This window comes from Nocardia carnea (assembly GCF_029868855.1).
Lineage (GTDB): Bacteria > Actinomycetota > Actinomycetes > Mycobacteriales > Mycobacteriaceae > Nocardia > Nocardia carnea_A.
The window spans coordinates 1-24,417 of record NZ_JARWOV010000241.1 but is presented as its reverse complement, the minus strand read 5'-3'; the positions used below and the strand labels follow the sequence as shown (position 1 = coordinate 24,417).

Sequence of the window (24,417 nt, the reverse complement as noted above, 5' to 3'; positions counted from 1 at the left end):
GGCACGGGTTGCGCGGTGCCCTGACCCACCCCCCCCGCGCGCCCACGAGCCGCCGCACTCTGGAACTCGGCGGGTTAACGCCGGGGCGGCGGCGCCCGCCCCCCCCCCCCACCCCCCGGGGAAGCCGCCCCGCGGGAAACCACCACACATCCACAACACCCACACATAATTTTTCTCCCCCCCCCCCCCCCCCCCCCCCCCCCCCCGGGGGGGGGGGGCGGCCCCCCCCCCCCCCCCCCCCCCCCCCCCCCCGCCCCCCCCCCCCCCCCCCCCCCCCCCCCCCCCCCCCCCCCCCCCCCCCCCCCCCCCCCCCCCCCCCCCCCCCCCCCCCCCCCCCCCCCCCCCCCCCCCCCCCCCCCCCCCCCCCCCCCCCCCGGGGCTCTGGGCGATCGGCTTCAGGAGCGCAGATCGCGCCGGTTGAACCGGAGGAATCCGAGAAACACCAGGGCCGCGCTCACCACCAGCAGGATTGCGGTATCGGCCCACTGCATTCCGTTGCGCAGGGGTTCACCCCCGATGTAGTAGTGGAACGGCGAGAGGTATTTCAGCCAGTCCGCGCCGATCACCCCGGCGAGGTTGCCCGCGATGTAGGTGAGCACCCCGATTCCCACCGAGATGCCCAGTACCGGACCGCGTTTGCCCAGTGCGGCTCCCAACCCGACGGCCAGCGCACCGAAGGTGATCCCGAGCAGTGCCAAGTGCACGCACTGGGCGGCGAGTTCGGCGATCCCGATCGATTCCAGCTCGGCACCGGAGCGGATCGCCAGCATGCCGGCGAACACGAGAATCGCGATGGCGGCGGCGCCGGTGACCAGCCCGGCGAACCGCTCCACGGCCAGCCGGGTCCGACCGACCGGATGAGCCAGCAGCAGATCCAGGTAGCCGGTTTCCTCGTCCCCGGCTATCGCACGGGCACCGAAGGTGACCCCGAACGCCATCACCAACAGTGGCAGCAGCAGTCCGAAAACTGTTGAGCCCAGGTAACCTGCGGCAGAGCCGATGTCCTGCATCCGCAACGCTTCGCGCATCGCTTCGGGGTAGTTCTGGACGGTTTCGGCCAACCCGCCGCCCCCACCGACCTGAGGGTAGAACGCGGCATACATCAGGCCGACTGCCGCGGTGCCGATAGACCAGGCCGCCAGCGCGCGGCGATTGTCGGCGAGGGTCCGGGTGTAGATATCAGGCAGCATCGGCTTCTCCGGTGTAATAGCTGTGGAAGAGGTCTTCGAGGGCGGGTTCGGTGACCAGCAGGCCCGCGACATGGTGTCCGGCCAGGACGCGCAGCAGGGCGTCGGGACTGCCGGTCACCTGGCAGCGCAGGGTCGAGCCTTCGATCCGCACCTCGGCAACCCCGGTCAGACCGGTGAATGCGGAGGTGTCGACGGGCCCGGTGAAGGTGACTTCGACATCGCGGACGGCGTCGGCGCGCAAACCGGCGACAGTGTCGAGTGCGACCAGGCGGCCCTCGCGGATGATGGCCACGCGGTCCGCGACGGCTTCGACCTCGCTCATGATGTGGCTGGACATGAATACCGTCTGCCCGCCGGCGGCAGCCTCGGCAACCATGTCGAGGAAGATCTGCTGCGCCAGGGGGTCCAGACCCGAGGTGGGTTCGTCGAGGATGAGCAGTTCGGGTTCGTGCATGAATGCCTGCACCAGCCCGACTTTCTGCCGGTTGCCCTTCGACAGCGCGGAGATCTGTTTACCCTGGTCCAGTTCCAGCCGGTCACACAGGGCGTCGATCCGATCGGCACCCGCTCCCCCGCGCAAGGCGGCGAGGAAACGCAGCGCGGCCCCGACCTTCTGCCGCCCGGGCGCGACGAAATCCCCGGCGAGGTAGCCGATGCGCTCGTGCAATGCCACCGCGTCGGCGCGGGGGTCCAGGCCGAGGACGCGCGCGGTCCCGGAAGTGGGCCGGATGAGGTCCAGCAGTATGCGGATGGTCGTGGATTTCCCGGCGCCGTTGGGCCCCAGGTATCCGAAGACCTCGCCTCGTTCGACCGACAGTGACAGTTCGACCAGACCTCGGGCCGAGCCGTAGGTCTTCGTGAGCCCGTTCAGCTCGATTGCTTGCACCATGAGCCAGAACGTATCGAACTTTCAGAGATTTGTAAATACTCAGAACATTCGAAGCTCTGATACCTTCGTGGGTATGGGAACCAACGAGCGATTGCGGGAAGCCGCGGAGAAACTGGCCCTGACACTCTCGGCCGGCGGCGGGATGCAGCGGTCGACCGCACGCGTACTGACGGCGCTGCTCTACACCGAGCAGGACACGATGACCGCCGCCGATCTGTGCGCGGAGTTGTCGATCAGCTCCGGGGCGGTATCGACCGCGATCAAACATCTGATGCCGGTCGGCCTGATCGAACGCGTGCCCGCGCCGGGCAGCCGCCGCGACCACTACCGTTTCCGAGCCGGCGCCTGGGCGGCACTGATGTCTCAGCAGAACACGATGCTGGCCACCATGCGCGATTCGGCGCAGGAGGGTATCGACGCCACCGGCCCTGATACCGCCACCGCGCGGCGCCTGCACGAAATGCAGGACTTCTACACCTTCATGCTCAACGAACTCGTCCCCCTGATCGACCGCTGGCGCGAACAATACGCCGCCGAGCACCCCTGACCGACTGCCTCACCACGCGCCGAGCAGCACTGTCGACGGGCGACATCGCATCAGGCACCGCCGGACTCGTCAGCGCCGATCGGGTACCGATTCGAGTTGGGTGGACGCCACCGGAACAGCCCTGCCCGGCGGCACCGGCGGCGCGGTCTCGCTGTCGGCCGGCACTCGCCGACCGACCGCCAGGGAGGACCATGTGCGCACCGGTATCCGCACCGCAGCGTCATACGCGACCATTCCCATACGGCTGCGCAACCGCGTCCATCACCACATCACCGGAGAAGGAAGCCCGGAACGACGACAACGACGTCGTTCCCGATGTGTATCAGCAGGTGCCCTGGTGATCTGTCAGCTTCCGATACCGACCCCACATCGGAAAAGGGAGGCCGGCGAATGGTCTCGGCGTACAGCAACACACCCAGCGGCGAGGCGATCGGCCTGTGGTGCACCGAGCGACTGCGGAACCGGGGCACGGCCCACCGGCCGTGGACCATTGCGACCTCGGCCGGATCCACCAGTGTCGTAGCACTCGGGCATACACACCAGTCAGGGCCCGTGGTCGTTGTGGTCCCCGGTACGAACATGAACACCGCCGCCTCGCTCCCGTTTCTGGTGGAGCTGGCGACGCGCTACCGCGTGATCGCTGTGGATGCACCGGGCCAGCCGGGTCTCAGCTCGCCACTGCGGCCGCGCAGAGACCGGATGGCCCGGTACGGGCAGTGACTCGCCGAGACGCTCGAGCAGATCGTGCCCGATTCGGCCGTACTACTCGGGCATTCACTGGGCGGCGCGATCGCCCTGGCATGCCCCTCGGAGCGAGTCTCCGGCCGCGTACTGATAGCACCGGCCGGGCTCGTTCGCCTGAAGGTACCGCCACGCCTGCTCACGGCCACCGTCGCCTGGCTCGCTGCTCCTTCACACGACCGCACAAACCGACTCCTGCAACTGATGACAGGACCGACTCATCCGGTGGCACCGCATCTGGTGGAGTGGATGACCCTGGTCGCCCGCTACTGCCGGACAACACTGGCCCCCGCGCCGCTGGGTCCCGAACTGCTCGCGCGCCGCCGGTCGACACCCTGCGTGGTCGCCACCGGCGCCCAGGACATCTTCCTGCCGCCCGACCTTCTCGAACCCGCTGTTCGCAATCTGCTCGGAACCGAACTGCGCGTACTTCCCGGCTGTGGGCATCTGGCCCTCGACGACGACCCGGCCGGCGTCGTGGGGCTGGTCGACGTCCTCACCGGACACGCCGGTCGGGCGGAGTCGGCACGGGACACCGAATCGACGTCCTGATCGGACCGGACAGAGGCAGGCGACCGGTCGCCGCCTCGAAATCCGGCGCCGTATCGCCCGCTGGGACCGCGCGAACGTGGCCGTCTACTGGTCAGTCGAGGTCCGGGAACAACTCACGGCGGTGCTTCTGCCAGCGGCTCATCAGCTCGGGAAGTTCGGCGCGCATGAACCGGTAGTACTCCAGCGTCTCACGGACCCGGCGACCACCGGGACGGGCGGCGTCGAGCAGTTCGACACCGTCACCGAGAAACCGCAAGGCCCGGTCGAGCGCCTCCTGCCGCTGCATGGTGATCGCGTACCAGACGTCCTCGTCGTAGACCCGATAAGTGTCGGCGCGCGCCCCGGGTTCGCGTTCCCGGCCGAGCAGTCCGGCTTGCACCAAGTAGCGAACCGCCCCGGAGATCGCGGCGGGGCTCACCTGCAGCCCGGCCGAGAGCTCCTGGGCGGTGTAGCGCTCCGCATCGTCTGCGAGGACGTAGGCGAAAACCCGGGCCGCCATCCGTGGTGTACCCGAGTCCGCGAGCAACAGCGCGAATTGCTCGACGAACCGCAGGACCGCCTGCTCCTGCTGGTCCCGCTCGTCCACACAGACCTCCTCTACCCCGTCGACACATGCAGTTACATCATAGCCTTCAAACTATTCACACATTTATGAAAGAAATGTAGGCTGAAATGTATGGAAACTGCCGTCGCAATCTCCGGATTGCGCAAGACTTTTGGCCCCACCACCGCGCTCGACAGCCTCGACCTCGATGTCCGCCGGGGCGAGGTCCACGGATTCCTCGGACCGAACGGGGCCGGTAAGACCACGACCATCCGCGTCCTACTGGGGCTACTACGTCCCGATAGCGGCTCCGTCCGGCTACTGGGCGGGGACCCCTGGCAGGACGCGGTCGCGTTGCACCGGCGCCTGGCCTACGTCCCCGGAGATGTGGAGTTGTGGCCGAACCTCACCGGCGGCGAGGCGATCGACGTATTCGCCCGGCTGCGAGGCGCGGTGAACACGACCCGCCGCGAAGAGCTGATCGAACGATTCGACCTGGACCCGACGAAGAAAGCCCGCACCTACTCCAAGGGCAACCGGCAGAAGGTCGCCCTGATCGCGGCGCTGGCCTCGGACGCGGATCTGTTCCTGCTCGACGAACCCACTGCCGGGCTCGACCCACTGATGGAAGTCGTGTTCCAGGACGTGGTCGCCGAGGTGAAGCGCCGGGGCGGCACGGTCCTGTTGTCCAGCCACATCCTGGCGCAGGTGGAGAAACTCGCCGACCGGGTGAGCATCATCCGCAGCGGGCGGGTGGTACAAACCGGCACCCTCACCGAGCTGCGGCACCTGACCCGCACCACGGTCGAAGCAGTCACCGAACGCCCTATCGAAGACCTGACTGCGCTGACCGGCGTCCACAATGTGATCACCGAGGACGGCCGGATCCGTTTCGACGTCGACACCGACGCACTCGACGCCGCGATCGCCGCCGTCAGCCGCGCCGGGGTTCGCGCGCTGACCAGCCACCCGCCCACGCTCGAGGAGCTCATGCTGCGACATTACGGTGACGAACTCGCCGCCGCGGGCAACGGAGCAGGCGAATGACCACCACGGCAACATATTCCGGCACGCCCGCCGCGGCTCCGGTCGATCCGCCACGGACCATGTGGCGCGACGTCCTGGCCGGTACCGGCGCGCTGGTACGGCTCGATCTGCGCCGGGATCGGATCAAGCTCCCAGCCTGGGTACTGGGTATCGCGCTGATGAGCGTCTACTACGCCTCGGCCCTACAGCAGGTATACAAAACGCCTGAAGATCTACGAGCAGTCAGCCAGTTCAGCGAAGGAGTCGTCGGTGCACTGATCTCGGGCCCCGGGTACGGCTTGGCCGATCCCACGACCGAATCGGTGATCGTCGCCGTCTACGGCCTGTACTACCTACTGCTGGCCGCGCTGATGAACATCCTGCTCATCTCCCGGCACACCCGCGTCGAAGAACAGACCGGGCGCGCCGAACTCGTCCGCGCCAATGCCGTCGGCCGCCACGCCCAGCTCACCGCCGCACTCGTCCTCGCGATCGTTGCGAACCTCGCGGTGACATTGCTGGTCGCCGGTTCGTTCGCCGCGGCCGGACTCGATACCTCCGATGCGCTGCTGTTCGGCGCCAGCGTGGGCGCAGCGGGCCTGGTTTTCGCCGCGATCACCTCCGTCGCCGTCCAGATCACCGAATACTCCCGCGCCGCATCCGGGCTCGCCGGCGCCGCACTCGGGACCGCCTACGTCATCCGTGCCGCCGGCGACGCCGTCCGGGAAGGCGGAAGTGCGCTGTCGTGGCTGTCCCCGCTGGCCTGGTCACAGCAGACCCGCGCCTACGCCGACGGCCGCTGGTGGCCACTGCTGCTTTCCCTCGCGGCGATTCTGGTGATCGTCGCGGTGGCCTACACCCTCTCCTCACGCCGCGACCTCGGTGCCGGGCTGGTACCGCCACGCTCGGGCCATCGAGAGGCTCCCGCATGGCTGAACACTCCGGTAATGCTGGCGGCACGCCTGCAACGGGCCGGGCTCATCGGCTGGACCTGTGCACTGGTCGCCGGCGCAGCGCTCTACGGCGGTATCGGCAATACGATCGTCGATTCCTTCGACGACCTGCCCGGCGGGGTCGTCGACGTCATGGGTGGCGACGCGAGCCGCATGCTCGACGGCTACCTCGGCACCATGGCCTTCTTCGACGCTCTGCTGGTGACGGTTTTCGCGATCCTCGCCGTGCAATCTCTGCGCACCGAGGAAACCACCGGCCGCACGGAACCGGTACTCGCTACCGCGACCGGCCGGGTCGCCTGGTTCGCCGGGTACATCGGTGTCGCTGCGCTCGGCGCGCTGGTGCTGCTCGCCACGACCGGCCTGGCATTCGGGGTCGCGCTGTCACTGTCGGTGGGCGACACCGGTTACGTCGTCGACGGTCTCGTCTCCCACCTCGTGTTCGCGCCCGCCGTACTGCTCGTCCTCGCTGTCGCCGCTCTGCTCTACGGTGTCCTCCCGCGGGCGATCGGCACCATCTGGGCGGTGTTCGGGTTCGCCCTCGTCGTCGGCTTCTTCGGCCCGATCATGGACCTGCCCCAGTGGACCCATGATCTGTCCCCGTTCCAGCACATCGCCCGCATTCCGATGGAAGAGCTCCGCTGGCCGGCGCCGATCGTGCTGACCGTCCTGGCGGCCGCATCCGCTGCGGTAGGCGCCCACCGTTTCCGGGAGCGCGATCTGGACACCACCTGACCCATTCCATCGATCCCATCGGATGTGTCCGAACCGGCCGGTTCAGGGCAGACCCCGAGTACGCGGGTCTACTAGGTGGACGCGGATTTCGCTGAGCTGCAAAGGCTCGGCCCAGCGATTACGAGCCCACCGCCGAACGGCGGTATCCAGCGACCGATACCGGCACAAGTCAGATATCGACCGGACATCATCCCGATCGGACCGGAACACAGAAATACCCCCGACCTGTGAGGAGCAGGGGGTATTCCAGTGGTCCCAGCTGGGATCGAACCAGCGACCTTCCGCGTGTGAGGCGGACGCTCTCCCGCTGAGCTATGAGACCGGGATCCGCTCGGCGGCTTCTTTCGAGGCCCTCCGAACGAGATGGAACCTTAACACGCACCACCCACCCGCCGCCAAATCACCCCCATGTCATTCGGTTCGGCGCACTCGTCCGGTGCTCCCCGGGCACTCGTACGCCACAGAAGCGGCGACCGAGGCGGTTCACCGGCAGCGCCCGAGAGAGACCACCGCCCTCCCCCTGCCGGTGAATCACACTATTGTCATTCATGCCCTTCTACCAGGCGATTTGTAGGTTTCGGCGTACGTCGGCTAATGTTCTGTCTCGCACCACGGAGGACAGCGAGCCACCGGGGATGTGAATGCGGATGTAGCGCAGCTGGTAGCGCATCACCTTGCCAAGGTGAGGGTCGCGGGTTCGAATCCCGTCATCCGCTCGAGAGGTAGGGCCAGGCGCATAGAATGCCTTCCCCCTTTGCGCGGTGGAGTGGCCGAGTGGTGAGGCAACGGCCTGCAAAGCCGTGCACACGGGTTCGATTCCCGTCTCCACCTCGCGCGATTAGCTCAGCGGGAGAGCGCTTCCCTGACACGGAAGAGGTCACTGGTTCAATCCCAGTATCGCGCACCATCGAACGCACGGTCAGAGGCATCTTCGAGATATTCGAAGGTGCCTCTTCCGTTATCTCCGCACCACGGATAGCGAGCCCTTCACTCCGGCTCACTGCTTTCCCGACCTTCGACGTCGGCCGATCAGCTGTCCAGCTGCCGTCCCCCGCGAACACGGATCCGTGGTGGCCACCGGCGAGCACCGACCGGGCCGTCACCTCCACGAATCCGGATCACGCCTACGAGGGGTAGCGGAGGATACCCGCAACCTGAGTGCCTGCCGGGAGGTCGGCGGCGCGAACGGCGAGCACGTTGCCGTCGGTGAGCAGGACACGGCGGCTGATCTCGTCGAGGACACCGGGCGCTTCGACGGCCGCCGAATCCCCGAAGTCGACCGCGCCGTCGGCGGATACCGTGCCCGGGACCGAGGCATCGATATCGACCAGCAGCGTATCGACGGCTCCGGCGGTCGCCGCCCGCGCGAGGTCCGAGATATCGGTGGCTGCCCGGCCCTCGTCGCGACGCTGTTCCAGCAGGTCGAGTAATTCGGTCAGCCGGGCGGCGTAATGGCGGTCCAGAACCTCCCGGGAGCGATCGGCGAGATCCTGGTCCGAGGTGTGCTCCGGGTTGCCTGCGATGCTCTCGCCGAGCAGGTGGTCGTAACTGTTCACCGATCGGAACAGCGAATCGGTGGGCTCGGCTGCCGCCAGGATCAGTGGGATGTCGCGGCCGGCGAGGAGATCGCGGAGTTCGGTATCGATGGCGCGGGCGTACTGGCGTACGCGCATCTTTCGACCCTCATCGCCTTGCACACGGCGTTTCGGGGCCCGGTCGCCGAGACTCGCCTTACCGGCATGGTCGGCTGCGCTGGTGGGCATACCGGGCACCGGCACCGTGCGGGCGGGGCGGTCGGCGGTGACTTCCACCAGCCGGACCCCGCCTTCGGCCAGGGCGAGCACGAATGCCGTCTGCGGGAAGGTCACCGCCCGGAGCAGGCGTTTGAGATAGAACCGGTCGCCGACGGACTCGGACGCGTTCAACTGATTCGGCAGGCGGTAGGTACGGATCCGAGCCGGGGTGGCGAGGACCACCAGGGTGCGCGATTGGAAACGCCAGAAATGTGCGTCGTCGACTATGGTGTCGAATTCTTCCTCCAGCGCCACCCGCGCCTCGGAGTCGGTGACCATCTCGAGCGCCCGCCGCGCCTGATTCGAGAAAGCGATGCGGTTCCGGTCGGGGTCGGCGGTATCGGATTCGGTGGGCGTGTAGATCGACACGCACCAGGGGTGGGTGACGGCCGCGAGCGCCTTGATCTCATTGCGGGTCGGGATATCGGTATGCAGCACGAGCGCCTCCACATCGGACGGTGGGAATGGCACGCCGACGCCGGTGGAGCGAACTCGAATTCCGGTGGCGGTCGGCGTCCGGTGCGGACGTCCGCTGCGGAAGCGTCGCCCGGATCGGTCGTCTATCAGCATCTTCTCGGCAAACCCCATTAGATCACACAGCAACGGGAGCAAGCGGGGTCCGCGGCGGCGGGCCGATACATGCGCTTCCGGCATTTCCGTGGCTGTGCCGGGCAGTGTCGGTACCCGCCGTTAAGCTGGCCCACACGAACTCGAGCCGGCCGGTGAACCGGAGTCCCGAAGGGGGTGTGTGTGCAGGCGGAGCCGATGCGTGCCGAAGCATCCGAGATCACGGGTACCGGCACGACCGACTTTCCCGACGATCTGCGCGATCACCTCTCGTTCGAATTGGAGGAGTGCGCGCACGCGCTGGGTGAACTGGTCGACGATTACGGGGTCGATCGGGAACGCGCTGCGGCCATCCTGCGGTTCCGGCTCGGTATCGCCGGGGAGCGGCCCGAAACGCTGACCCGGATCGGGGCCCGGTTCGATTTCGCCCGGGATCGGGCCCGCCAGTTGCACACGAAAGCTGTCGGCGAACTGCTTCGGCATACCGCACGCTCCGGGCGGTTACCCGTGCCGGAGTTCGCCCGGCGTTATCCGTTGGGGACCCGGGATTCGGTGCTCACACGGGCGCTGCTGGCCGAAACCTATGCCACCGATGGTGATATCGCCGTGAACGATCTCGCGTATCTCAAATTGCGGCTGGCGGGGCACGACGCGACCGATGCGAAACGGGTGGCGGGGTACGTCACCCAGCGCATCGTGGGCTGGCGGAAGAAAACCAACCATCTGCTGTCCCGGCTGCGGGAGACCGGTCCGCCGGCCGGGCCGCCCGCGCCGTGGCCGCATCGAATCGATTGGCCCGCCCGATCAGGAGCACCGGCCGCGCTGCCGACCGTCGCGGCGCGCGCGTTCGATCTCGACGACGACGGGCGCGGGCGGTTCTATCTGCACAAACCGGGCCGCGATATCGGCTTCGATTCCGGGCTGGAGGCGCGCCTGATGCGGCTGCTCGACACCGACGACCGCATCCGCAACTTCCAGGAATACCCCGAAGCCGTCGGATACAGGATCGATGGCGAAGAGCATGTGCATTTCCCGACCCTGGTGGCCGAACTCGCCGACGGACGCAGAGTTCTCATCGATGTGCAGCCGCTGGGCCATATCGGCTTCCACGTGAACCGGATGAAGGCGCGGGCCGCCCGGGAATGGGCACATGAGAACGGCTGGGGCTGGCTGCTGTGGACCGGAAGCGCGGTGGGCGAACCGGAACTCGCCGCCCACGCGGTACCGGCGACGGTCCGTGACCACTTGACCGAGCTGCTCGCCGACGGCCCGGTGCGCCGGGACGCCCTGCGGCAGCTACGGGCCGACGGGCTGGAACCTCTCGACCTGCTGGCGCTCACCGTCCGGCACGAATGGCGTTGGGACCGGGCACCGTTCCGGCTGTCGGCCGGCAACCGGCCGCACCCGGACCTGCCCGCACCGGTCAAGGTTTGATGAACATGGTCGCCGCGATGAAGGTGGCCAGCAGCAGCATCACGAAAACCGTCACCACCTGCCAGTTGTCGATGGTTTTGTGCAACCGGCGGATGGTGTCTTCCAGCGCGCGGTGCACCCGCTCCTGATCGGCGACCCGCCGGCCCACCGCCGCCACCGCCTCGGCCTGCTCACGAGCCTTCGCGGCGGTACGTTCCATCCGGGCGTGCGCACGATCGAGCTGCTGCTTCTTCTCCCGCACCGCCTGCCGGGCGACCGCCAGCGCGGTGCGCTGCTGGATCAGCTCCTGCCGCTGTTGTTCGAGCATCAGCGCCTGGGTCCGAGTGTGCTTCTCCCAGTCGGTCACTGCCGCCCATCCCTTCCTCAAATGATCGCGGTAGCCCCACGCGACCTCACCCGCCACCCATTCGCGCAGGAACACGCGCAGTTCGTACGGGCGCTCCCCCGGCACCACCAGACCCTCGGACCCGAGCTCGAGCATGCCGCTCGCCGCACGGTATTCACACGACTCCGGCGCGAGATCGGCGATACCGAGCGCGGGCAGCTGCGCCACCCAGAAGCCCGGTGCACACAGCCACAGCACCCCGGCGTAACCCAGGGCCTTCAACTGCTCCGTGTGCTGCTGCGCGAGCTCCTGAGTCAGTGGCCCGGAACGCACCTCGATCGCGAACTGCTCGGTGCCGCGCCGCCACCACACATCGACGGTCAGCGGTCCGCACCGCTTGTCGACCACCGCCTCGTCTGCGCCGAAGGCGAGCAGCCGGGCGGCCAGCCAGTACTTCAAACGTTGCGTATTCCACTGGGCTTCCACGCAGCGGCCGCAGCGGCAGCCGTAACCGGGTGCGGTGTTCTCCTCGGCCGGTTCCACCCGCCCCGAAGCATCCGAAATCCCCAGGTCGGACAGCATTGTCCGGCGCCCACACCGTATATCCGTCCGCCGCTTCGTCTGCATGCGACCACCCATCTAACCCGTCCCACCGCACCGGCCCGACCACCACACCGGCACTTCCCAGAGTGCGCCACAACTGCCGGTCAGCGCCAGGTTTCTGCCCAGCAGTTACCCAAGTGGGACCCGCCGAACCTTGTCCGCACGCGCTGTCCCGGTCACCGGATCACCGGACCCCAGAACGGTGCGAATCAACGTGCGCAGCCACGCGTGTGCCGGATCGGGCGTATTGCGCGGATGCCAGGCCAGCGAAATCGTCACTTCCGGTAGCGGCAACGGGATCTCGAAGGCACACAGCCCCAACGCGGGCAGTGTCGTGTTCGCGACAACGGCCGGCGCCGGGCAGACCACCGCACCGGACCGCACGGCCAGCAGCGCGGTGGTGAGGTCGGGCACGGTCGCGACGACCCGGCGAGTGCGGCCGTGCAGGGCCAGGCGGTCGTCGATGACTCCCCGGGCGACGCCGCGCGGCGAAATACTGATATGAGCGGCCGCGGCGAAAGCGGCGACGGTGACCCGCTCCACGACCAGCGGATGACCCGGTGCGGCGACGCCGACGAGCCGGTCGCCACGTATACGTTCCACCCTCGTCTGCGGATCGGCCCGGTCGATCACCCCGACCTCGGCATCGATGCGGCCGTCCCGCAGCGCGCTCGCGACCCCGGCCGCATCCGCAGGAACGAAACGCAGCGTGACACCCGGAGCCTGCGCACGGACCTCGGTCAGCAGCCGCCCGGCGAGTTCGGGCAGTACCGCATCGTCCACGTGCAGCGCGAAACCGCGGACCAGGGCGGTGGGGTCGACGGTATCCGGTTTCGCCAGGAGGGCCCGGCCCTGTTCGACCAGTGCGCTCACCTCGAATCTCAGCTCGAGGGCGCGCGGTGTCGGCACGAGTTCACGTCCGGCGCGCACCAGCAGCGGGTCGCCGTAGACCCGGCGCAACCGGGCCAGCGTACGGCTCATCGCAGGTGGTGAGGTGTTGAGCCGTTCGGCAGCGCGGGTGACGCTGTTCGTTTCGAGCAACGCGTGCAACGCCACCAGCAGGTTCAGGTCGAGGTCGGCCACGCCGCGGGTCAGGTGCGCGAGCCGGTGTCGGTGGACGGCGCGGCGGTATCCGCTGTGTTCCCGGATTCGGGCTCCGCGGATTCTGTGCCGTCCGTAGCCGATTCGGGGGCCGCGGCTGACTCGGCAGGTGCAGCCGATCCGGCGAGCGCCGGATCGGACTCGGTGGCGTCGGGACCGCCGCCGGCAACGTCGGGCATCTTCGCTCCGCCGCCGGACTCGGTCGTCGGCCCGGCGGAATCCGAATCGGCGGACATCGCGGAACGGCCTGATAGATCTGCCGGAACAGGGTCGCCCTCGGGCCGGCCCGCATCCTTGGGAGCCGAAGGACCGGACAGCTCCGCCGCACCGAGGTCGTTCTCGGACGGCGGCGTTCCTCCCGTAGAGGGTTCCGAAGCTTGCCCTGCCGAGCCGGAGCTCGCCGCGCCGGCATCGACCGGCTGCACCGTGGACTCTTCCGCCTCGACCTCGGTCGCCTCCATCGCTTGTGTGGCGGACGTAGTCGTGTTTTCGGCGGCAGCGTCCACTGCGGCCGAGTCGGGATCCTCGGCGGTTTCCGGTGCGGAAAGCCCCGCCCCGGCCAGCTCTGTCTCCGACCCGTCCGACCCGGTTGTCTCCGCCCCCGCCTGTCCAGCGGGTCGCGGAACGGGATTCACCGGATCCTCTTCCGCCGGTTCGGCTGCCACCGATCCGCGGGGTTCCCGGGGCGCTTCGGCTCCGGTGCGGATATCGCTCGGCAACTCTGGTTCGGCCGCTTCCGCGGCGACCCCGGCGGCCTGCGTCGACGAGCCGCTTGCCGGATTCCGGGAGTCGGTATTCCGCTCCGGCGCGGGCTGTTCACCGTCGGGAGTAGCCTCCGGTTGCTCGCGACCTGCGGAGTCGGCGGGCGCCACAGCTTGCGCGGCCGGCGAGAAACTTGCGTCGGCGGCATTTCCGACGGCACCGGGAGCCGGTGCCGATTCGGTCTGCCCTGCGGCCGGGCCCCCCGCGAGAGACTGCGCGGTACGCATATCGATCCGCACTGTCGGGCTGTTGGAGCGAGCAGCGATCCCGGCGGCCCGCTGTTCGGCGGCGGCCCGCCGCTCGGCCTCCGCTGCGGCCTGCTGAGCGGCCGCCGACCGGGACACCGCCGGCGTGGAAGGAGGCCCTGCGGCCGGAGGCCGAGGCGCTGCGATCGGAGGCTGAGGCGTTGCGGCCGGAGGTTGAGGCGTTGCGGCGGCCGGCCGGGGCGCTACCACAGGGACAGGTGTCGCCGGGACGAACTGGGAGGGCGTGGGTATCGGCCGGGACGCCCCAGGGGCGGCGGCGGGGCGGACCTCGGGAACCGGCCGGGTGCGGGCGGTGGGGTCCACGGCGGGCAGGGTGGTCGTGCGGACCGCGCTCGCGGCGACCGCCTCCGGGATCCGGACAGTCGGTGATTCGGCGGGGGCCTGGGGCGGCGGTGACGGCATTCCGGCCGGGGGTGGTCCGGCCGGGTCGGGCCGGGGCGCCATGGTGGGTACGCCAGGAGTTCCGGCGGGACCGTGTGGAACGGCCTGCGGGGCGACCGCGAGCGGGGCGGTAGCCGGATGAGCCGCGACCGGTTCCGCGGCGGCGGGCGCGGTCGCCTGCACCCCGGGACCACGTTTGCGGCGCGACACCACCCGATATTCACCCGGCCGCACCGGCCGCAGCCACTGCGCGCTACGCGCTGCGAACGGCAGCCGGACCCCGATATCGGCCAGGAGTTCGTCGATATCGCGGATGGCGTCGGGCGTGACCGTCCCGTGCGCGTGGCGGCCGCCGGTGTGCTGGTCCAGCCAGCGCAACCGGGTCTCGATACGTTCGCTCATGGTCTCGACCGGCGGCAGCGCCAGATTCCCGGTGAGCAGTGCCGCTGTCCAGTGCGCGCCGATTTCCGCGCTCACCGCGCTGAGCAGTGAGGTGTTGTAACCGGCGAAGGTCAGATGCGGTACGTCCAGCGGCAGGATCTGCCGGTACAACCGGAAATTGCCGTCGTCGTCGGTGAGCTGTCGCTGGATGTAAGGGGTCAGGAACGGTACCCGCTGCTGGAACCCGGTCGCGCAGACGACGATATCGGCCCGGACTCGCTGCCCGTCGGACAATTCGGCGAACGGCCCGCCCGGTCCCCCGCCGAGCGCGATCACCTTCGTCTGCCCGCGGACGATGAGCCGGCCTTGGGTCACCTGTTCGGCGAAGCCCTCCGTGGCCAGGCCGAATGCGGCATCGTGGGCCTGTTCGAACCGTTTGTCCGGGACGAGTCCGAGTTCCGCGGCGCCGGAGCGCTGCGCCACGAGGGCCTCGATCAGGTCGAGGTTGCTCTCCCGGAAGGATCGCGCGGGTCCGTGCAGCAGGCGTTCGAACCGGCCGGGTTCGGGGTGGCCGAAATGCGCGGCGCCGGTGCGGGTGAGCAGGACCCGTTCGGCGTCCATACCGGCGGCGACCTTGCGCGGCATCTTCCACAGCAGCCGGCGCGCCACCATCGTCGTATCGGCGGCGACCTTGCTGATCTCGGTCGCGATATCCGCGGCGGCGGCGCCGTAGCCGACCACGACCACTGCCCTGTCGCGAACCGCTTCCACATCGAGGAACTGGGTGGAATGGCCCAGCTGTCCCCCCGCGCGGGCGAAGGCGGTCGCGCCCGCGAAATCCGGTATATCGGGGTCGCTGAACACCCCGTTGGCGATGATCAGGTGATCGCAGGAGGTGCGGTGCACCCCGTCGGCGTCGCGTATCTCGAGCAGCCAGCCGCCCTCGACCGGGTCCGCGGCCACGACCTCGGTGCGCAGGCGCAACCGGTCGGTCAGGCCGAAGGCACGTACGTAGCTCGACAGGTACTCCTGCATCCGTGCGCCGTCGAGCACCCGTGGGTAGTCGGCGGGCATCGGATGGTCGGAGAAGTGGTAGGTGTACTTGGTGCTCTGCGCCCGTAAGCCCGGGTAACGGCGGGTCTCGCTCCACACGCCGCCGATATCGGGGGCACGATCGAACACCTCGACCGCGAACCCATCCTCAGTCAGGACCTTCGCGCAGACCAGACCCGCGATACCCGCACCGACGATTGCGATGCGGCTCCCGCTCCTCATGGGCGAGAGATTACGTCGGATGCGTCCGGCAGCAAAGCCGGAGATCGCATTTCGGCCATCGCCGCAGGTCGCGACGAGACGGCGCGACCCGCACCGGTGGCCGCCGGGAGACCGGCCGCCACCGGTGGACCTGCGCACATGCCGTTCGCCGGGGCCGCTGTGGTCTCATTGAGCTATGACCACTGTCACCGTGGACCGGGCCGGACTGTGGGACGCCGAAGCACTCAGCGATGTCGCCGCTGCGACCTTCCCGCTCGCCTGCCCGCCGGGTACCGATCCCGACGATATCGGCGTGTTCGTCGCGGACGTGCTGTCCGGGGAACGGTTCGGCGAATACCTGTCCGATCCGGCCCGCACCGTGCTCAAAGCGGTCGCCGACGACGAGATCGTGGGGTACGCCATCCTGAACGGGGGCACCCCGGACGATCCCGCGGTGGCGGCGGCGATTGCGCTCGACCCGGTGCTCGAGATCAGCAAGATGTATGTCCTGCCGGGCCACCACGGCGCGGGGGTGTCGGCCGCGCTCATGCGGGCGGCGATGGAACGCGCTCGCGGTGCCGGCTACGCCGGGGTCTGGCTCGGCGTGAACCAGCAGAACCTGCGCGCCCAGCGTTTCTACGCCAAATACGGTTTCGAGCAGGTGGGCACCCGAACGTTCACCGTCGGCCGTCAGGTGCACCACGATTACGTGCTGCGCCTGGTGTTCTGACCGGGTGGTCTCAGTCGAGCATGCGTGCTTTCAGCGCGTCGATCTCGGCCGCGCTCAATCCCAGGCCCTCGCTGACGTAGCGGTCGAAACTACCGTAACTGCGGTGGACCTGGTCGAAGGCCGAATCGAGCCATTCCTGCTCGACCCCGGCCAGCCCGTCACCGGGCGCGGCATGGCGATAGTGGTTGGACAGCAGGAAGTCCGCGGTCACGGTATCGCGGTCCACGCCGAGAACGGTGAGCAGCACCGCCGCCACCCAGCCGGTGCGGTCCTTTCCCGCGGTGCAGTGGAACAGTACGGCCCCGCCGTCGGGGGCACGGCCGGTTTCGACGATATCCCGGAGGGCCGCGGCCACCGCCTGGTTCGCGCCGGGAGCGGTGATGAAGGCCCGGTACAGATCGGTTCCGCCGGCCAGGGTCGACATGAGTTCCGGCAGCGGGGCGGCGCCGATCATGTCGTACCAGTTGGCCTGGGCGCCCGCCGGAATCCGGTCGGGGGCGAGGGCGCGCTCGTACACCGTGCGCAGATCGTCCACTTCCCGGACGCCGAGCCGGGTCAGTTCGGCCAGGTCCGCCGGGGTGAGATCGGTGAGCTGATCGGTGCGGAAGGCGATTCCGGTGCGGACGGTCCGGCCGTCGGCGGTGCGGTAGCCGCCCACGTCCCGGGCGTTCGGGGCGCCGGTCAGCCGCAGCGACCGATCCACCTCGAGTAGTTCGGCGGCGGCCGGCGGATCGGCGAGGCCCACCGCCGTCGCGGGACCGAAGGCGACGAGCAGGCCCGTGAGTACCGCGGCCGGTACGCGCGCCGAACGATGAGCCATGGCCATGGCCGAACTCCCCTCGATATTCGACGGCACCCCCGAGCGGTGCCCGGTTCAGCAAACCAACCGTGGAGCACGGGGTCAACCACAAAACGGCGTGGCGCGGCGCGTCCCGGAACTCCGGCCGGAGCGGGGCCGGACGGTCGTTCGGTGCGGTTCAGGCCGCGACCTCGAACCGCGACAGTGCCAGCAGCCGGGAGATCGCGCGCAGGTACTTCTTGCGGTATCCACCGTCCAGCATCTCCGGGGAGAAGATCTGATCGAGTTTCGCCCCGGATACGGTGACGGGCGTACCGGCGTCGTAGAGCCGGTCGGCCAGTACCACCAGACGCAGCGCGACGGCCTGGTCGGTCACCGGATGTACGCCGGAGATCAGCACCGCGGGCACACCGTCGACGAGTGCGCCGTACTTGGACGGATGCAGGGTGCTGAGATGCTTCAGCAGAGCGTCGAAATCGTCGAGGGTCGCGCCGGGTGTCGCCGCCGCGCGATCCGCCAGTTGTTCCGGACTGCTCGGTTCGGGAGCGGGTGGCAGATCGCGGTGACGGTAGTCCGGGCCGTCCACCCGCACCGTATCGAAGATCGAGCCCAGCTTCTTGATCTCGCGCAGGAAATCCTGGGCCGCGAAGCGCCCTTCTCCGAGCTGCCCGGGCAGGGTGTTGGAGGTGGCCGCGATGGAGACGCCGGCCGCGGATAGTTCGGTGAGCAACCGGGAGACCAGCATCGTATCGCCGGGATCGTCCAGTTCGAACTCGTCGATGCACAGGACGCTGTTGGCCGACAGCCGCTCCACCGCATTGGGGAAACCGAGCGCGCCGACGAGGTTGGTGAGCTCACCGAAGGTGCCGAACGATTTCGGCGCCGGGGCGCTGTGGAAGATCGAGGCCAGCAGGTGGGTCTTACCGACACCGAACCCGCCGTCCAGGTAAAGGCCCGCCCCCTGGGCGGGTTTCTTCTTGCCGAACAGCGATTTCTTGTGCGTGGCCTTGTGGATCGCGGCGACCTTGCCGGCGAAGGCGCGTCCCGCCGCCACCGCCGCGGCCTGGCTCGGCTCGTCGGGGTCGGGGATGTAGGTATCGAAACCGACCTCGTCGAACATGGGCGGGGGCACCATCTGAGCGACCAACTGGTCGGCGGGGACCTCCGGGCGGCGGTCGACAAGGCGTTCTTGCATGGATGCAGCCTAATGACGTGATATGAGCTGTTGTTATGCAGCGTAGCCCCGATGCGATCCAGCTCACAGACCTCGACAACGAGGCCCTGACCGATCTGTACGCCTATCCGGCCGAATCGGAACGGAGTTGGCTACGCGTCAATTTCGTCTCCAGTATCGACGGAGCGGTGACGGGGACGGGCGGGGTCTCGGAATTCCTCGGCACACCCGCCGACAAACGGGTGTTCCACCTGCTGCGGGAACTCGCCGAGGTGGTGCTCGTCGGTGCGGGGACCGTCCGCGCCGAGAACTACGGCGGAGCCCAGACCGACCCGCACTTCCGGCGCGACTTGTACCTGCGGGGCGTGGGCGGCCATCCGGAGGGCACCCCGCCGCCGATCGCGATCGTCACCGCGTCCGCCGAGGTGGACCCGGCGCACCGGGTCATCACCACCGCCCGCACCCCGACGCTCATCCTGACCACCGCCGCCGCGCCGACCGCCCGGAAACGGGCGCTCGCGGACGCGGGCGCGGAGGTGCTCGAGGTCGGCGACCGTCTCATCGAGCCGTATGCCCTGCCGGCCGCGCTCACCGCCCGCGGACTACGGCGCATCCTGTGCGAGGGCGGACCGCAACTGTTCGGGGCGCTGGCCGGCGCAGGTGCCGTCGACGAACTCTGCCTGACCACGGCACCGCTGCTCATCGGCGGCGGGGCACGACGAATCGCGGTATCGCACGAGGAATTCGCCCGCCGAATGACCCCGGCGCATGTGCTGTTCGATACCGACGGAACAGTCCTCACCCGTTGGGTCCGGGCGTGATTCCGCCTCCGGTCCGCGCCCGATCAGGCGTATCGAGAAAGGGCAACTGGGCGTAGCGATCCCCCCGGTGAGCCTGGTGGGGACGACTCCACTCGACCTCCCGACCCGAAGCTGCCGAACGCGACCACCGGCTCTGCATACGCCGCAGGTCGGCCGGCTGCGCGCGGGCCCCGCAGTCGGCGCTGGGCGAACACCGCGAGCGGTACGGGAGCGCTGCAGGGCGTAGCTACATACGCCGGTGGTGTCCCGCGCAGGCGAATCCGAAGCGGACCTGGCAGGGTGTAACGCATGCGCTGGACTCGGGCAGTGGTGCCGGCCTCGGCACTTTTGATCATGATCGCCGGATGCGGCGCCGGACCTTCGGACCGTCCGCATGTCGCCGTCGAACGTCCGCCGGTACCAGGCGATTCCGCTACCTCGGCCGAGGTTCCGCCGCCGCCCGCGGCCGAAGTTCCGAAGAACGAGCTGGCCTGGCGCGACTGCACCCGGGAGACGTTCGACGAACTCGGCCTGGGCCCGGGGCCGGCCGGTCTGGTGCTGGAATGCGCGGATTTCTCCACCCCGATCGACACCGCCGGCACAGTACGCGGCAATTTCCGTGCCGGCGCACTACGCGCACGGCTCCCGCAGACCCCTGCCGACGTGCCCCCGCTGGTCCTGACCTCCGGTGTGGACCGCTCGTCCACCGCCACGCTCGCGGGTATGGTCACCGGCCCCGCCGGCGCGCTGCTGGCCGCCCAGCCTGTCGTCGCGGTGGACCGCCGCGGGATCGGGAGCTCTCAGGCGATCGACTGCCTGCCCGACGAGATCCGCTCCGGCCTGCAGGACAACGCGCAGTTCGCGCCGGGCGGCGACCCGGTGGCCGCGATGGTCGACCTGTCCCGGAACGGGACCATCGCGTGCCGGGATTTCCTGCAGCCCTACGACGGCACCTTCGATGCCGCCCATGCCGCCGACGATATCGAGCAGCTGCGCCGGGAATGGGATGTCGAGCGCATCGCGCTCCTGGGCACCGGCAGCGGCGCCCTGGTCGGCCTGGAGTACGGGCGCAAATACGGTGACCGGCTCGCCCGGCTGGTCCTCGACTCCCCCGCCCCCGTCGGCGTGGATGCCGTCACCCGCGCCGAGACCGCGGTGCAGGGCGCGGAGGCGGCATTGAGCGCGTTCGCGCAGCAGTGCGCCGGGATCGCCTGTTCACTCGGCCCGGATCCGCGGGCGAAGGTGACCGAACTGGTCGGTAAGGCCGCCGCCGGACAGCTCGGCGACATTTCGGCAAACGCGGTCCGCACCGCGGTGACCGGCTTCCTCGGCAGCCCGCGCGCCGACCAGTCGAGCCGGGTCGCCGAACTGGCCGATGCGCTGTCCGCGGCCGACCGGGGTGATCGCGGACCGCTGCAGGCGATCATCGACCGCCAGGAGCAGGCCACCGCCGGCGACGGCCAGTTCGTCAACAGCTGCACCGATATACCGCAGCCGCCGCCCGCACCACAGGTGACCGACCTGTCCGGGATCTGGGCCGGGAAATATCCCGCGTTCGGCCGGTCGGCCGCACTGTCGATGCTGGTCTGCTCCGCGTGGCCGGTGACCGAGGCACCGCCCGCACTGGAGAAACTGGAGCTGCCGGTACTGGTTCTCACCGGTGCCGGCGACCCGGTGACCGGCGCCGCCCAGGCCTCGGTGACCGGCGCGCTCGGCGCCGCCGGCGCCCGGCACGCGACCATGATCTGGCAGGGCTGGGGTCATCCGGCCAGCGCGCATTCCGGTTGCGCGCAGACCGCTGTCGTCGAATATCTGAAGGACGGCAAGCTCCCGGGCGACGGAACTGCCTGCCCGGCCTGACACCGGCCGCGCCGCCGAGCTCGGACCGGGCCCGATGTGCGTCTGACCGGCGCGTCGAGGGTGGGTCCCGGCAACACCACGGCACCGTCCGGTGTACCGTGCCGTGGTGTTCCTTCGACAGCTCGAGCCCCGCACCGCTCGAACCACCGCCGACGTGATCCGGTTCGCGCTCTGGCCGCTGGCGGTCATGACCGTGCTGAACCGGGTATTCATCAAGGCTGTCAACGGTTTCGTCACCGACGACTACAAGCCGGTCTACCAGGCCTCACTGGATTTCCTGAACGGACGTGAGGTCTACACGGCGAATTTCGATTCGGTCGACCCGCACTACCTGTATCCGCCCAGCGGCACCCTGCTGATCGCGCCGATCGCGGTGATCGATTACGAGAAGTCGCGCTGGCTGTTCATCCTGCTCAACGCGGTCGCGATCCTCATCGCCTGGTATCTGCTGCTCAAGCTGTTCAACTACACGCTGCGATCGATCGCCGCGCCGGCGCTGCTGCTGGCGATGTTCATGTCCGAGACGGTGATCAACACGCTCGTGTTCACGAACGTCAACGGCTGCCTGCTGCTCGCGGAGATCCTGTTCCTGATCCTCTTGCTGCAGAGACGCGATATCTGGGCCGGTGTGATACTCGGGTTGAGTATGGCGGTCAAACCGACCCTGGCGCCCCTCTTGTTGATAGCCCTGGTGCGCAAACAATGGACGCTGGTCGCCACGGCGGTGGCCGTGCCGATCGCGCTCACCGGCGTCGCCTGGCCGTTGTCCAAGGACCCGGAGGCGTTCTTCTCCCGCACGGCCCCGTACCTGTTCGAGACCCGTGACTACTTCAACAGCGCCATCCCCGGCAATGCCGAGTACTACGGTCTGCCGCCCTGGCTGACCTGGGGTATCCGGCTGTCCATGGCAGTACTGGTGCTGCTCTCGCTGTGGATCCTGTACCGGTACTACCGCGACGACGAACTGTTCTTCGTCACCACTGCCTCCGGTGTCCTGCTGACGGCCTCGTGGCTGCTGGCCTCGCTCGGGCAGATGTATTACTCGATGATGCTGTTCCCGTTCCTCATGTCGGTGGTGCTGCGCAACTCGGTACTGCGCAACTGGCCGGCCTGGCTGGCGGTGTTCGGGTTCATGTCCTACGACAAATGGCTGTCGGACCGCTGGCCCGATATCGGCCGCAACCTCGAATACCTGCGGATCACCTTCGGCTGGGGCCTGCTGCTCATCGTGGTGTTCTGTGTCCTCGGCGACCGGTACCTGGCGGCCCGCCGCGCCGGCCGGCTGCCGCACCTGGACCCGGAGTGGATGGCCACCGCGCCCGACTCCCGGGAGACCACCGATGCACCCGCGGTCCCCGGCGGCGAACCGCCCCGCACCGGCGCCCGGGCCGCCGATCCGGCGCCGGTGGCGTCCAGGTTCGCCGAGCCGCAGAGCGTGCGGAGCTGAGTCCGGTACGAGACGCGGCGCCGGCAACGTATTAGCGTGGAGGCATGAGTTCCGACGCGGACACCACCGATACCTCCCTGCCCGCCCCGAAAATCCAGCTGACCCCGCAGCAGTGGCGGGCCAAATTGGACCCGACGGAGTACGCGGTACTCCGGGAAGCCGGCACCGAGCGGCCGTTCACCGGCGAATACACCGACACCACCACCGAAGGGGTGTACAGCTGCCGAGCCTGCGGTGCCGAACTCTTCCGAAGTTCCGAAAAGTTCGAATCGCACTGCGGCTGGCCGTCGTTCTTCGATCCGGCGGATTCGGACGCGGTGCTGTTGCGCGCGGACGATTCGCTCGGAATGCGCCGTGTCGAAGTGCTGTGCGCCAATTGCCACAGCCACCTCGGACACGTCTTCGAGGGCGAGGGATATCCGACACCCACCGACAAGCGGTACTGCATCAACTCGATCTCGCTGCGGCTGCACCCCTCGACCAGTTCAGCGGAGTGAGCTCTCCGTTTGCCGAGCGGTACGTTACGTAACGACCGCCCGGTTCACATGCCCCCATTTTCCGGGGCCCGACCGGGCGGTCGGTATCGGCGAGTCAGGGTAGCGCGGTGACGAGCTGCTCGATCTCGACCCGCGGGCCGGTGAAGAACGGGGTCTCCTCCCGGACGTGCATACGCGCCTCGGTCGCCCGCAGATCGCGCATCAGATCGACGATCCGGTGCAGTTCCGGTGCCTCGAACGCGAGGATCCACTCGTAGTCGCCGAGCGCGAACGAAGCGACGGTGTTGGCCCGCACATCCGGATATCCGCGTGCTTCCTTACCGTGATCGGCCAGCATCTTGCGGCGTTCCTCGTCGGGCAGCAGGTACCACTCGTAGGACCGGACGAACGGGTACACGCAGATGTAGTTCCCGGGATCCTCCCCGGCCAGGAACGCCGGAATATGGCTCTTGTTGAACTCCGCCGGGCGGTGCAACGCCACATTGCTCCACACCGGGGTGCTCGCCCGGCCGAGTTCGGTGGTCCGCCGGAAATCCGCATAGGCGGCCTGCAGATCCTCGATCCGCTCGGCATGGGTCCACACCATGAAATCGGCGTCCGCGCGCATACCGGCCACGTCGTAGATCCCGCGGACCACCACATCCCGATCCGCAAGACCGTCGAAGAACGCGCGGGCGTCCTTGATCGCCGCCGCCCGGTCCTCACCCAGTGCGCCCGGCCGGACCTGATACACGGAGAACATGAGATAGCGGATGGTGGAGTTGAGAGCCTGGTAATCGAGTCGCGCCATGCCCCCATCGTGCCACCCGCACGGAATCGAACCGCTTCCGACTGTGTCGTCGATGCCGCCCGGCCGAGCCGGATCGCGCCGCATGCCGCGGCGCCCCCGAAGGGGGGGGGGCGGTATTTTACACCCCACCCCCGGTACCCCCCGGCGTCGCGACTGGCGGAAACGATGGCGTCGACGGCTGCTTTGGTGAAATTCAGGCTCTGGAACGGCACCGAGTAGTCACCGCTGTCGATCTGTGCGCCTGCGGCGGGCAGGGACGAGAGGACGGCGCCCAGC

Annotated in this window: 22 protein-coding genes and 4 tRNA genes; 15 read left to right on the top strand and 11 right to left on the bottom strand. The window is 68.7% G+C overall.

Going from position 1 to position 24,417, the window contains the following annotated elements:
* Positions 1 to 395: 395 nt before the first annotated feature.
* Together QH195_RS23915 and QH195_RS23910 are read right to left on the bottom strand one after the other, a co-directional pair.
* The gene (locus QH195_RS23915; protein ID WP_280437083.1) at positions 396 to 1,190 is read right to left on the bottom strand and encodes an ABC transporter permease subunit; all 795 of its coding nucleotides are present in this window, start codon (positions 1,188 to 1,190) and stop codon (positions 396 to 398) included.
* Positions 1,180 to 2,079, bottom strand: coding sequence for an ABC transporter ATP-binding protein (locus tag QH195_RS23910; protein WP_280437082.1), 900 nt, complete (start codon positions 2,077 to 2,079; stop codon positions 1,180 to 1,182). Before QH195_RS23910 ends, QH195_RS23915 begins: the two co-directional genes overlap by 11 nt.
* Before the next feature lie 73 nt (positions 2,080 to 2,152).
* On the opposite strand from QH195_RS23910, the gene QH195_RS23905 reads away from it, so the two are divergent.
* The 4 genes from QH195_RS23905 (at position 2,153) to QH195_RS23890 (ending at position 3,919) form a co-directional block, all read left to right on the top strand.
* On the top strand, positions 2,153 to 2,626 hold the full coding sequence (locus QH195_RS23905; RefSeq protein ID WP_280437081.1) for a GbsR/MarR family transcriptional regulator: 474 nt from the start codon (positions 2,153 to 2,155) through the stop codon (positions 2,624 to 2,626).
* 191 nt (positions 2,627 to 2,817) lie between these two features.
* The gene (locus tag QH195_RS23900; protein WP_280437080.1) at positions 2,818 to 2,967 is read left to right on the top strand and encodes a hypothetical protein; all 150 of its coding nucleotides are present in this window, start codon (positions 2,818 to 2,820) and stop codon (positions 2,965 to 2,967) included.
* Positions 2,968 to 3,016: 49 nt separating this feature from the next.
* Positions 3,017 to 3,346: a hypothetical protein gene (locus tag QH195_RS23895; RefSeq protein ID WP_280437079.1), complete on the top strand. Its 330-nt coding sequence runs from the start codon at positions 3,017 to 3,019 to the stop codon at positions 3,344 to 3,346.
* A 21-nt stretch (positions 3,347 to 3,367) separates the two neighbouring features.
* Positions 3,368 to 3,919 (top strand): alpha/beta fold hydrolase, encoded by a 552-nt coding sequence (locus QH195_RS23890; protein ID WP_280437085.1) that lies wholly within the window; start codon positions 3,368 to 3,370, stop codon positions 3,917 to 3,919.
* A gap of 91 nt (positions 3,920 to 4,010) precedes the next feature.
* On the opposite strand, the gene QH195_RS23885 is transcribed toward QH195_RS23890, so the two are convergent.
* Positions 4,011 to 4,505 carry a GbsR/MarR family transcriptional regulator gene (locus tag QH195_RS23885; RefSeq protein ID WP_280437078.1) on the bottom strand — a complete coding sequence of 165 codons (495 nt, stop codon included), beginning with the start codon at positions 4,503 to 4,505 and terminating at the stop codon, positions 4,011 to 4,013.
* Between the two features lie 90 nt (positions 4,506 to 4,595).
* On the opposite strand from QH195_RS23885, the gene QH195_RS23880 reads away from it, so the two are divergent.
* Both QH195_RS23880 and QH195_RS23875 read left to right on the top strand, forming a co-directional pair.
* A complete protein-coding gene (locus tag QH195_RS23880) occupies positions 4,596 to 5,510 on the top strand; it encodes an ABC transporter ATP-binding protein (RefSeq protein ID WP_280437077.1) in 915 nt (304 codons plus the stop codon).
* The gene (locus QH195_RS23875; RefSeq protein ID WP_280437076.1) at positions 5,507 to 7,177 is read left to right on the top strand and encodes an ABC transporter permease; all 1,671 of its coding nucleotides are present in this window, start codon (positions 5,507 to 5,509) and stop codon (positions 7,175 to 7,177) included. The genes QH195_RS23880 and QH195_RS23875 overlap by 4 nt, the downstream gene beginning before the upstream one ends.
* 250 nt (positions 7,178 to 7,427) lie before the next feature.
* Here QH195_RS23875 and QH195_RS23870 read toward each other — a convergent pair.
* Positions 7,428 to 7,499, bottom strand: a tRNA-Val gene (locus QH195_RS23870).
* 321 nt (positions 7,500 to 7,820) lie between these two features.
* Between QH195_RS23870 and QH195_RS23865 the strand changes: the two genes are divergently transcribed.
* The 3 genes from QH195_RS23865 (at position 7,821) to QH195_RS23855 (ending at position 8,084) form a co-directional block, all read left to right on the top strand.
* A tRNA-Gly gene (locus QH195_RS23865) sits at positions 7,821 to 7,893 on the top strand.
* 44 nt (positions 7,894 to 7,937) lie between these two features.
* Positions 7,938 to 8,008: transfer RNA gene (locus QH195_RS23860), tRNA-Cys, on the top strand.
* A gap of 1 nt (position 8,009) precedes the next feature.
* Positions 8,010 to 8,084 (top strand) — tRNA-Val (locus QH195_RS23855).
* Between the two features lie 217 nt (positions 8,085 to 8,301).
* Here the strand turns inward: QH195_RS23855 and QH195_RS23850 are convergent.
* The gene (locus QH195_RS23850; RefSeq protein ID WP_280437075.1) at positions 8,302 to 9,441 is read right to left on the bottom strand and encodes a hypothetical protein; all 1,140 of its coding nucleotides are present in this window, start codon (positions 9,439 to 9,441) and stop codon (positions 8,302 to 8,304) included.
* A gap of 294 nt (positions 9,442 to 9,735) precedes the next feature.
* On the opposite strand from QH195_RS23850, the gene QH195_RS23845 reads away from it, so the two are divergent.
* Entirely contained in the window at positions 9,736 to 10,971 is a 1,236-nt protein-coding gene (locus tag QH195_RS23845) for a hypothetical protein (RefSeq protein ID WP_280437074.1), read from the top strand.
* Here the strand turns inward: QH195_RS23845 and QH195_RS23840 are convergent.
* The 3 genes from QH195_RS23840 to QH195_RS23830 form a co-directional block, all read right to left on the bottom strand.
* A complete protein-coding gene (locus QH195_RS23840; protein ID WP_280437073.1) occupies positions 10,961 to 11,878 on the bottom strand; it encodes a hypothetical protein in 918 nt (305 codons plus the stop codon). The genes QH195_RS23845 and QH195_RS23840 overlap by 11 nt on opposite strands.
* A 150-nt stretch (positions 11,879 to 12,028) precedes the next feature.
* Positions 12,029 to 12,982 carry a LysR family transcriptional regulator gene (locus QH195_RS23835; protein WP_280437072.1) on the bottom strand — a complete coding sequence of 318 codons (954 nt, stop codon included), beginning with the start codon at positions 12,980 to 12,982 and terminating at the stop codon, positions 12,029 to 12,031.
* Positions 12,983 to 12,990: 8 nt separating this feature from the next.
* Positions 12,991 to 16,065: an FAD-dependent oxidoreductase gene (locus QH195_RS23830; RefSeq protein WP_280437071.1), complete on the bottom strand. Its 3,075-nt coding sequence runs from the start codon at positions 16,063 to 16,065 to the stop codon at positions 12,991 to 12,993.
* Between the two features lie 175 nt (positions 16,066 to 16,240).
* Between QH195_RS23830 and QH195_RS23825 the strand changes: the two genes are divergently transcribed.
* Positions 16,241 to 16,774, top strand: coding sequence for a GNAT family N-acetyltransferase (locus QH195_RS23825; RefSeq protein ID WP_280424434.1), 534 nt, complete (start codon positions 16,241 to 16,243; stop codon positions 16,772 to 16,774).
* Between the two features lie 10 nt (positions 16,775 to 16,784).
* On the opposite strand, the gene QH195_RS23820 is transcribed toward QH195_RS23825, so the two are convergent.
* Positions 16,785 to 17,600 (bottom strand): tyrosine-protein phosphatase, encoded by an 816-nt coding sequence (locus QH195_RS23820; RefSeq protein WP_432278440.1) that lies wholly within the window; start codon positions 17,598 to 17,600, stop codon positions 16,785 to 16,787.
* Positions 17,601 to 17,751: 151 nt separating this feature from the next.
* Positions 17,752 to 18,768: a cell division protein ZapE gene (zapE, locus tag QH195_RS23815; RefSeq protein ID WP_280424435.1), complete on the bottom strand. Its 1,017-nt coding sequence runs from the start codon at positions 18,766 to 18,768 to the stop codon at positions 17,752 to 17,754.
* A gap of 35 nt (positions 18,769 to 18,803) precedes the next feature.
* Here zapE and QH195_RS23810 point away from each other — a divergent pair, with 35 nt between their 5' ends.
* The 4 genes from QH195_RS23810 (at position 18,804) to msrB (ending at position 23,351) form a co-directional block, all read left to right on the top strand.
* Positions 18,804 to 19,568 carry a pyrimidine reductase family protein gene (locus QH195_RS23810; protein WP_280437070.1) on the top strand — a complete coding sequence of 255 codons (765 nt, stop codon included), beginning with the start codon at positions 18,804 to 18,806 and terminating at the stop codon, positions 19,566 to 19,568.
* A 288-nt stretch (positions 19,569 to 19,856) separates the two neighbouring features.
* A complete protein-coding gene (locus tag QH195_RS23805; protein WP_280424437.1) occupies positions 19,857 to 21,407 on the top strand; it encodes an alpha/beta hydrolase in 1,551 nt (516 codons plus the stop codon).
* A gap of 106 nt (positions 21,408 to 21,513) precedes the next feature.
* On the top strand, positions 21,514 to 22,854 hold the full coding sequence (locus tag QH195_RS23800) for a glycosyltransferase family 87 protein (RefSeq protein ID WP_280424438.1): 1,341 nt from the start codon (positions 21,514 to 21,516) through the stop codon (positions 22,852 to 22,854).
* Between the two features lie 44 nt (positions 22,855 to 22,898).
* The gene (gene msrB / locus QH195_RS23795; RefSeq protein WP_280424439.1) at positions 22,899 to 23,351 is read left to right on the top strand and encodes a peptide-methionine (R)-S-oxide reductase MsrB; all 453 of its coding nucleotides are present in this window, start codon (positions 22,899 to 22,901) and stop codon (positions 23,349 to 23,351) included.
* Between the two features lie 94 nt (positions 23,352 to 23,445).
* Here msrB and hemQ read toward each other — a convergent pair whose 3' ends face one another.
* On the bottom strand, positions 23,446 to 24,141 hold the full coding sequence (gene hemQ / locus QH195_RS23790; RefSeq protein ID WP_280437069.1) for a hydrogen peroxide-dependent heme synthase: 696 nt from the start codon (positions 24,139 to 24,141) through the stop codon (positions 23,446 to 23,448).
* Positions 24,142 to 24,417: the final 276 nt, after the last annotated feature.

Coding starts and splice junctions, on each gene's coding strand:
- QH195_RS23840 (WP_280437073.1), bottom strand. CDS start 11,878: ATGCTGTCCGACCTGGGGATTTCGGATGCTTCGGGGCGGGTGGAACCG.
- QH195_RS23810 (WP_280437070.1), top strand. CDS start 18,804: ATGCAGCGTAGCCCCGATGCGATCCAGCTCACAGACCTCGACAACGAG.
- QH195_RS23910 (WP_280437082.1), bottom strand. CDS start 2,079: ATGGTGCAAGCAATCGAGCTGAACGGGCTCACGAAGACCTACGGCTCG.
- msrB (WP_280424439.1), top strand. CDS start 22,899: ATGAGTTCCGACGCGGACACCACCGATACCTCCCTGCCCGCCCCGAAA.
- QH195_RS23820 (WP_432278440.1), bottom strand. CDS start 17,600: ATGGCCATGGCTCATCGTTCGGCGCGCGTACCGGCCGCGGTACTCACG.
- zapE (WP_280424435.1), bottom strand. CDS start 18,768: ATGCAAGAACGCCTTGTCGACCGCCGCCCGGAGGTCCCCGCCGACCAG.
- QH195_RS23830 (WP_280437071.1), bottom strand. CDS start 16,065: ATGAGGAGCGGGAGCCGCATCGCAATCGTCGGTGCGGGTATCGCGGGT.
- QH195_RS23805 (WP_280424437.1), top strand. CDS start 19,857: ATGCGCTGGACTCGGGCAGTGGTGCCGGCCTCGGCACTTTTGATCATG.
- QH195_RS23880 (WP_280437077.1), top strand. CDS start 4,596: ATGGAAACTGCCGTCGCAATCTCCGGATTGCGCAAGACTTTTGGCCCC.
- QH195_RS23915 (WP_280437083.1), bottom strand. CDS start 1,190: ATGCTGCCTGATATCTACACCCGGACCCTCGCCGACAATCGCCGCGCG.
- QH195_RS23845 (WP_280437074.1), top strand. CDS start 9,736: ATGCGTGCCGAAGCATCCGAGATCACGGGTACCGGCACGACCGACTTT.
- hemQ (WP_280437069.1), bottom strand. CDS start 24,141: ATGGCGCGACTCGATTACCAGGCTCTCAACTCCACCATCCGCTATCTC.
- QH195_RS23825 (WP_280424434.1), top strand. CDS start 16,241: ATGACCACTGTCACCGTGGACCGGGCCGGACTGTGGGACGCCGAAGCA.
- QH195_RS23905 (WP_280437081.1), top strand. CDS start 2,153: ATGGGAACCAACGAGCGATTGCGGGAAGCCGCGGAGAAACTGGCCCTG.
- QH195_RS23875 (WP_280437076.1), top strand. CDS start 5,507: ATGACCACCACGGCAACATATTCCGGCACGCCCGCCGCGGCTCCGGTC.
- QH195_RS23895 (WP_280437079.1), top strand. CDS start 3,017: ATGGTCTCGGCGTACAGCAACACACCCAGCGGCGAGGCGATCGGCCTG.
- QH195_RS23900 (WP_280437080.1), top strand. CDS start 2,818: ATGTGCGCACCGGTATCCGCACCGCAGCGTCATACGCGACCATTCCCA.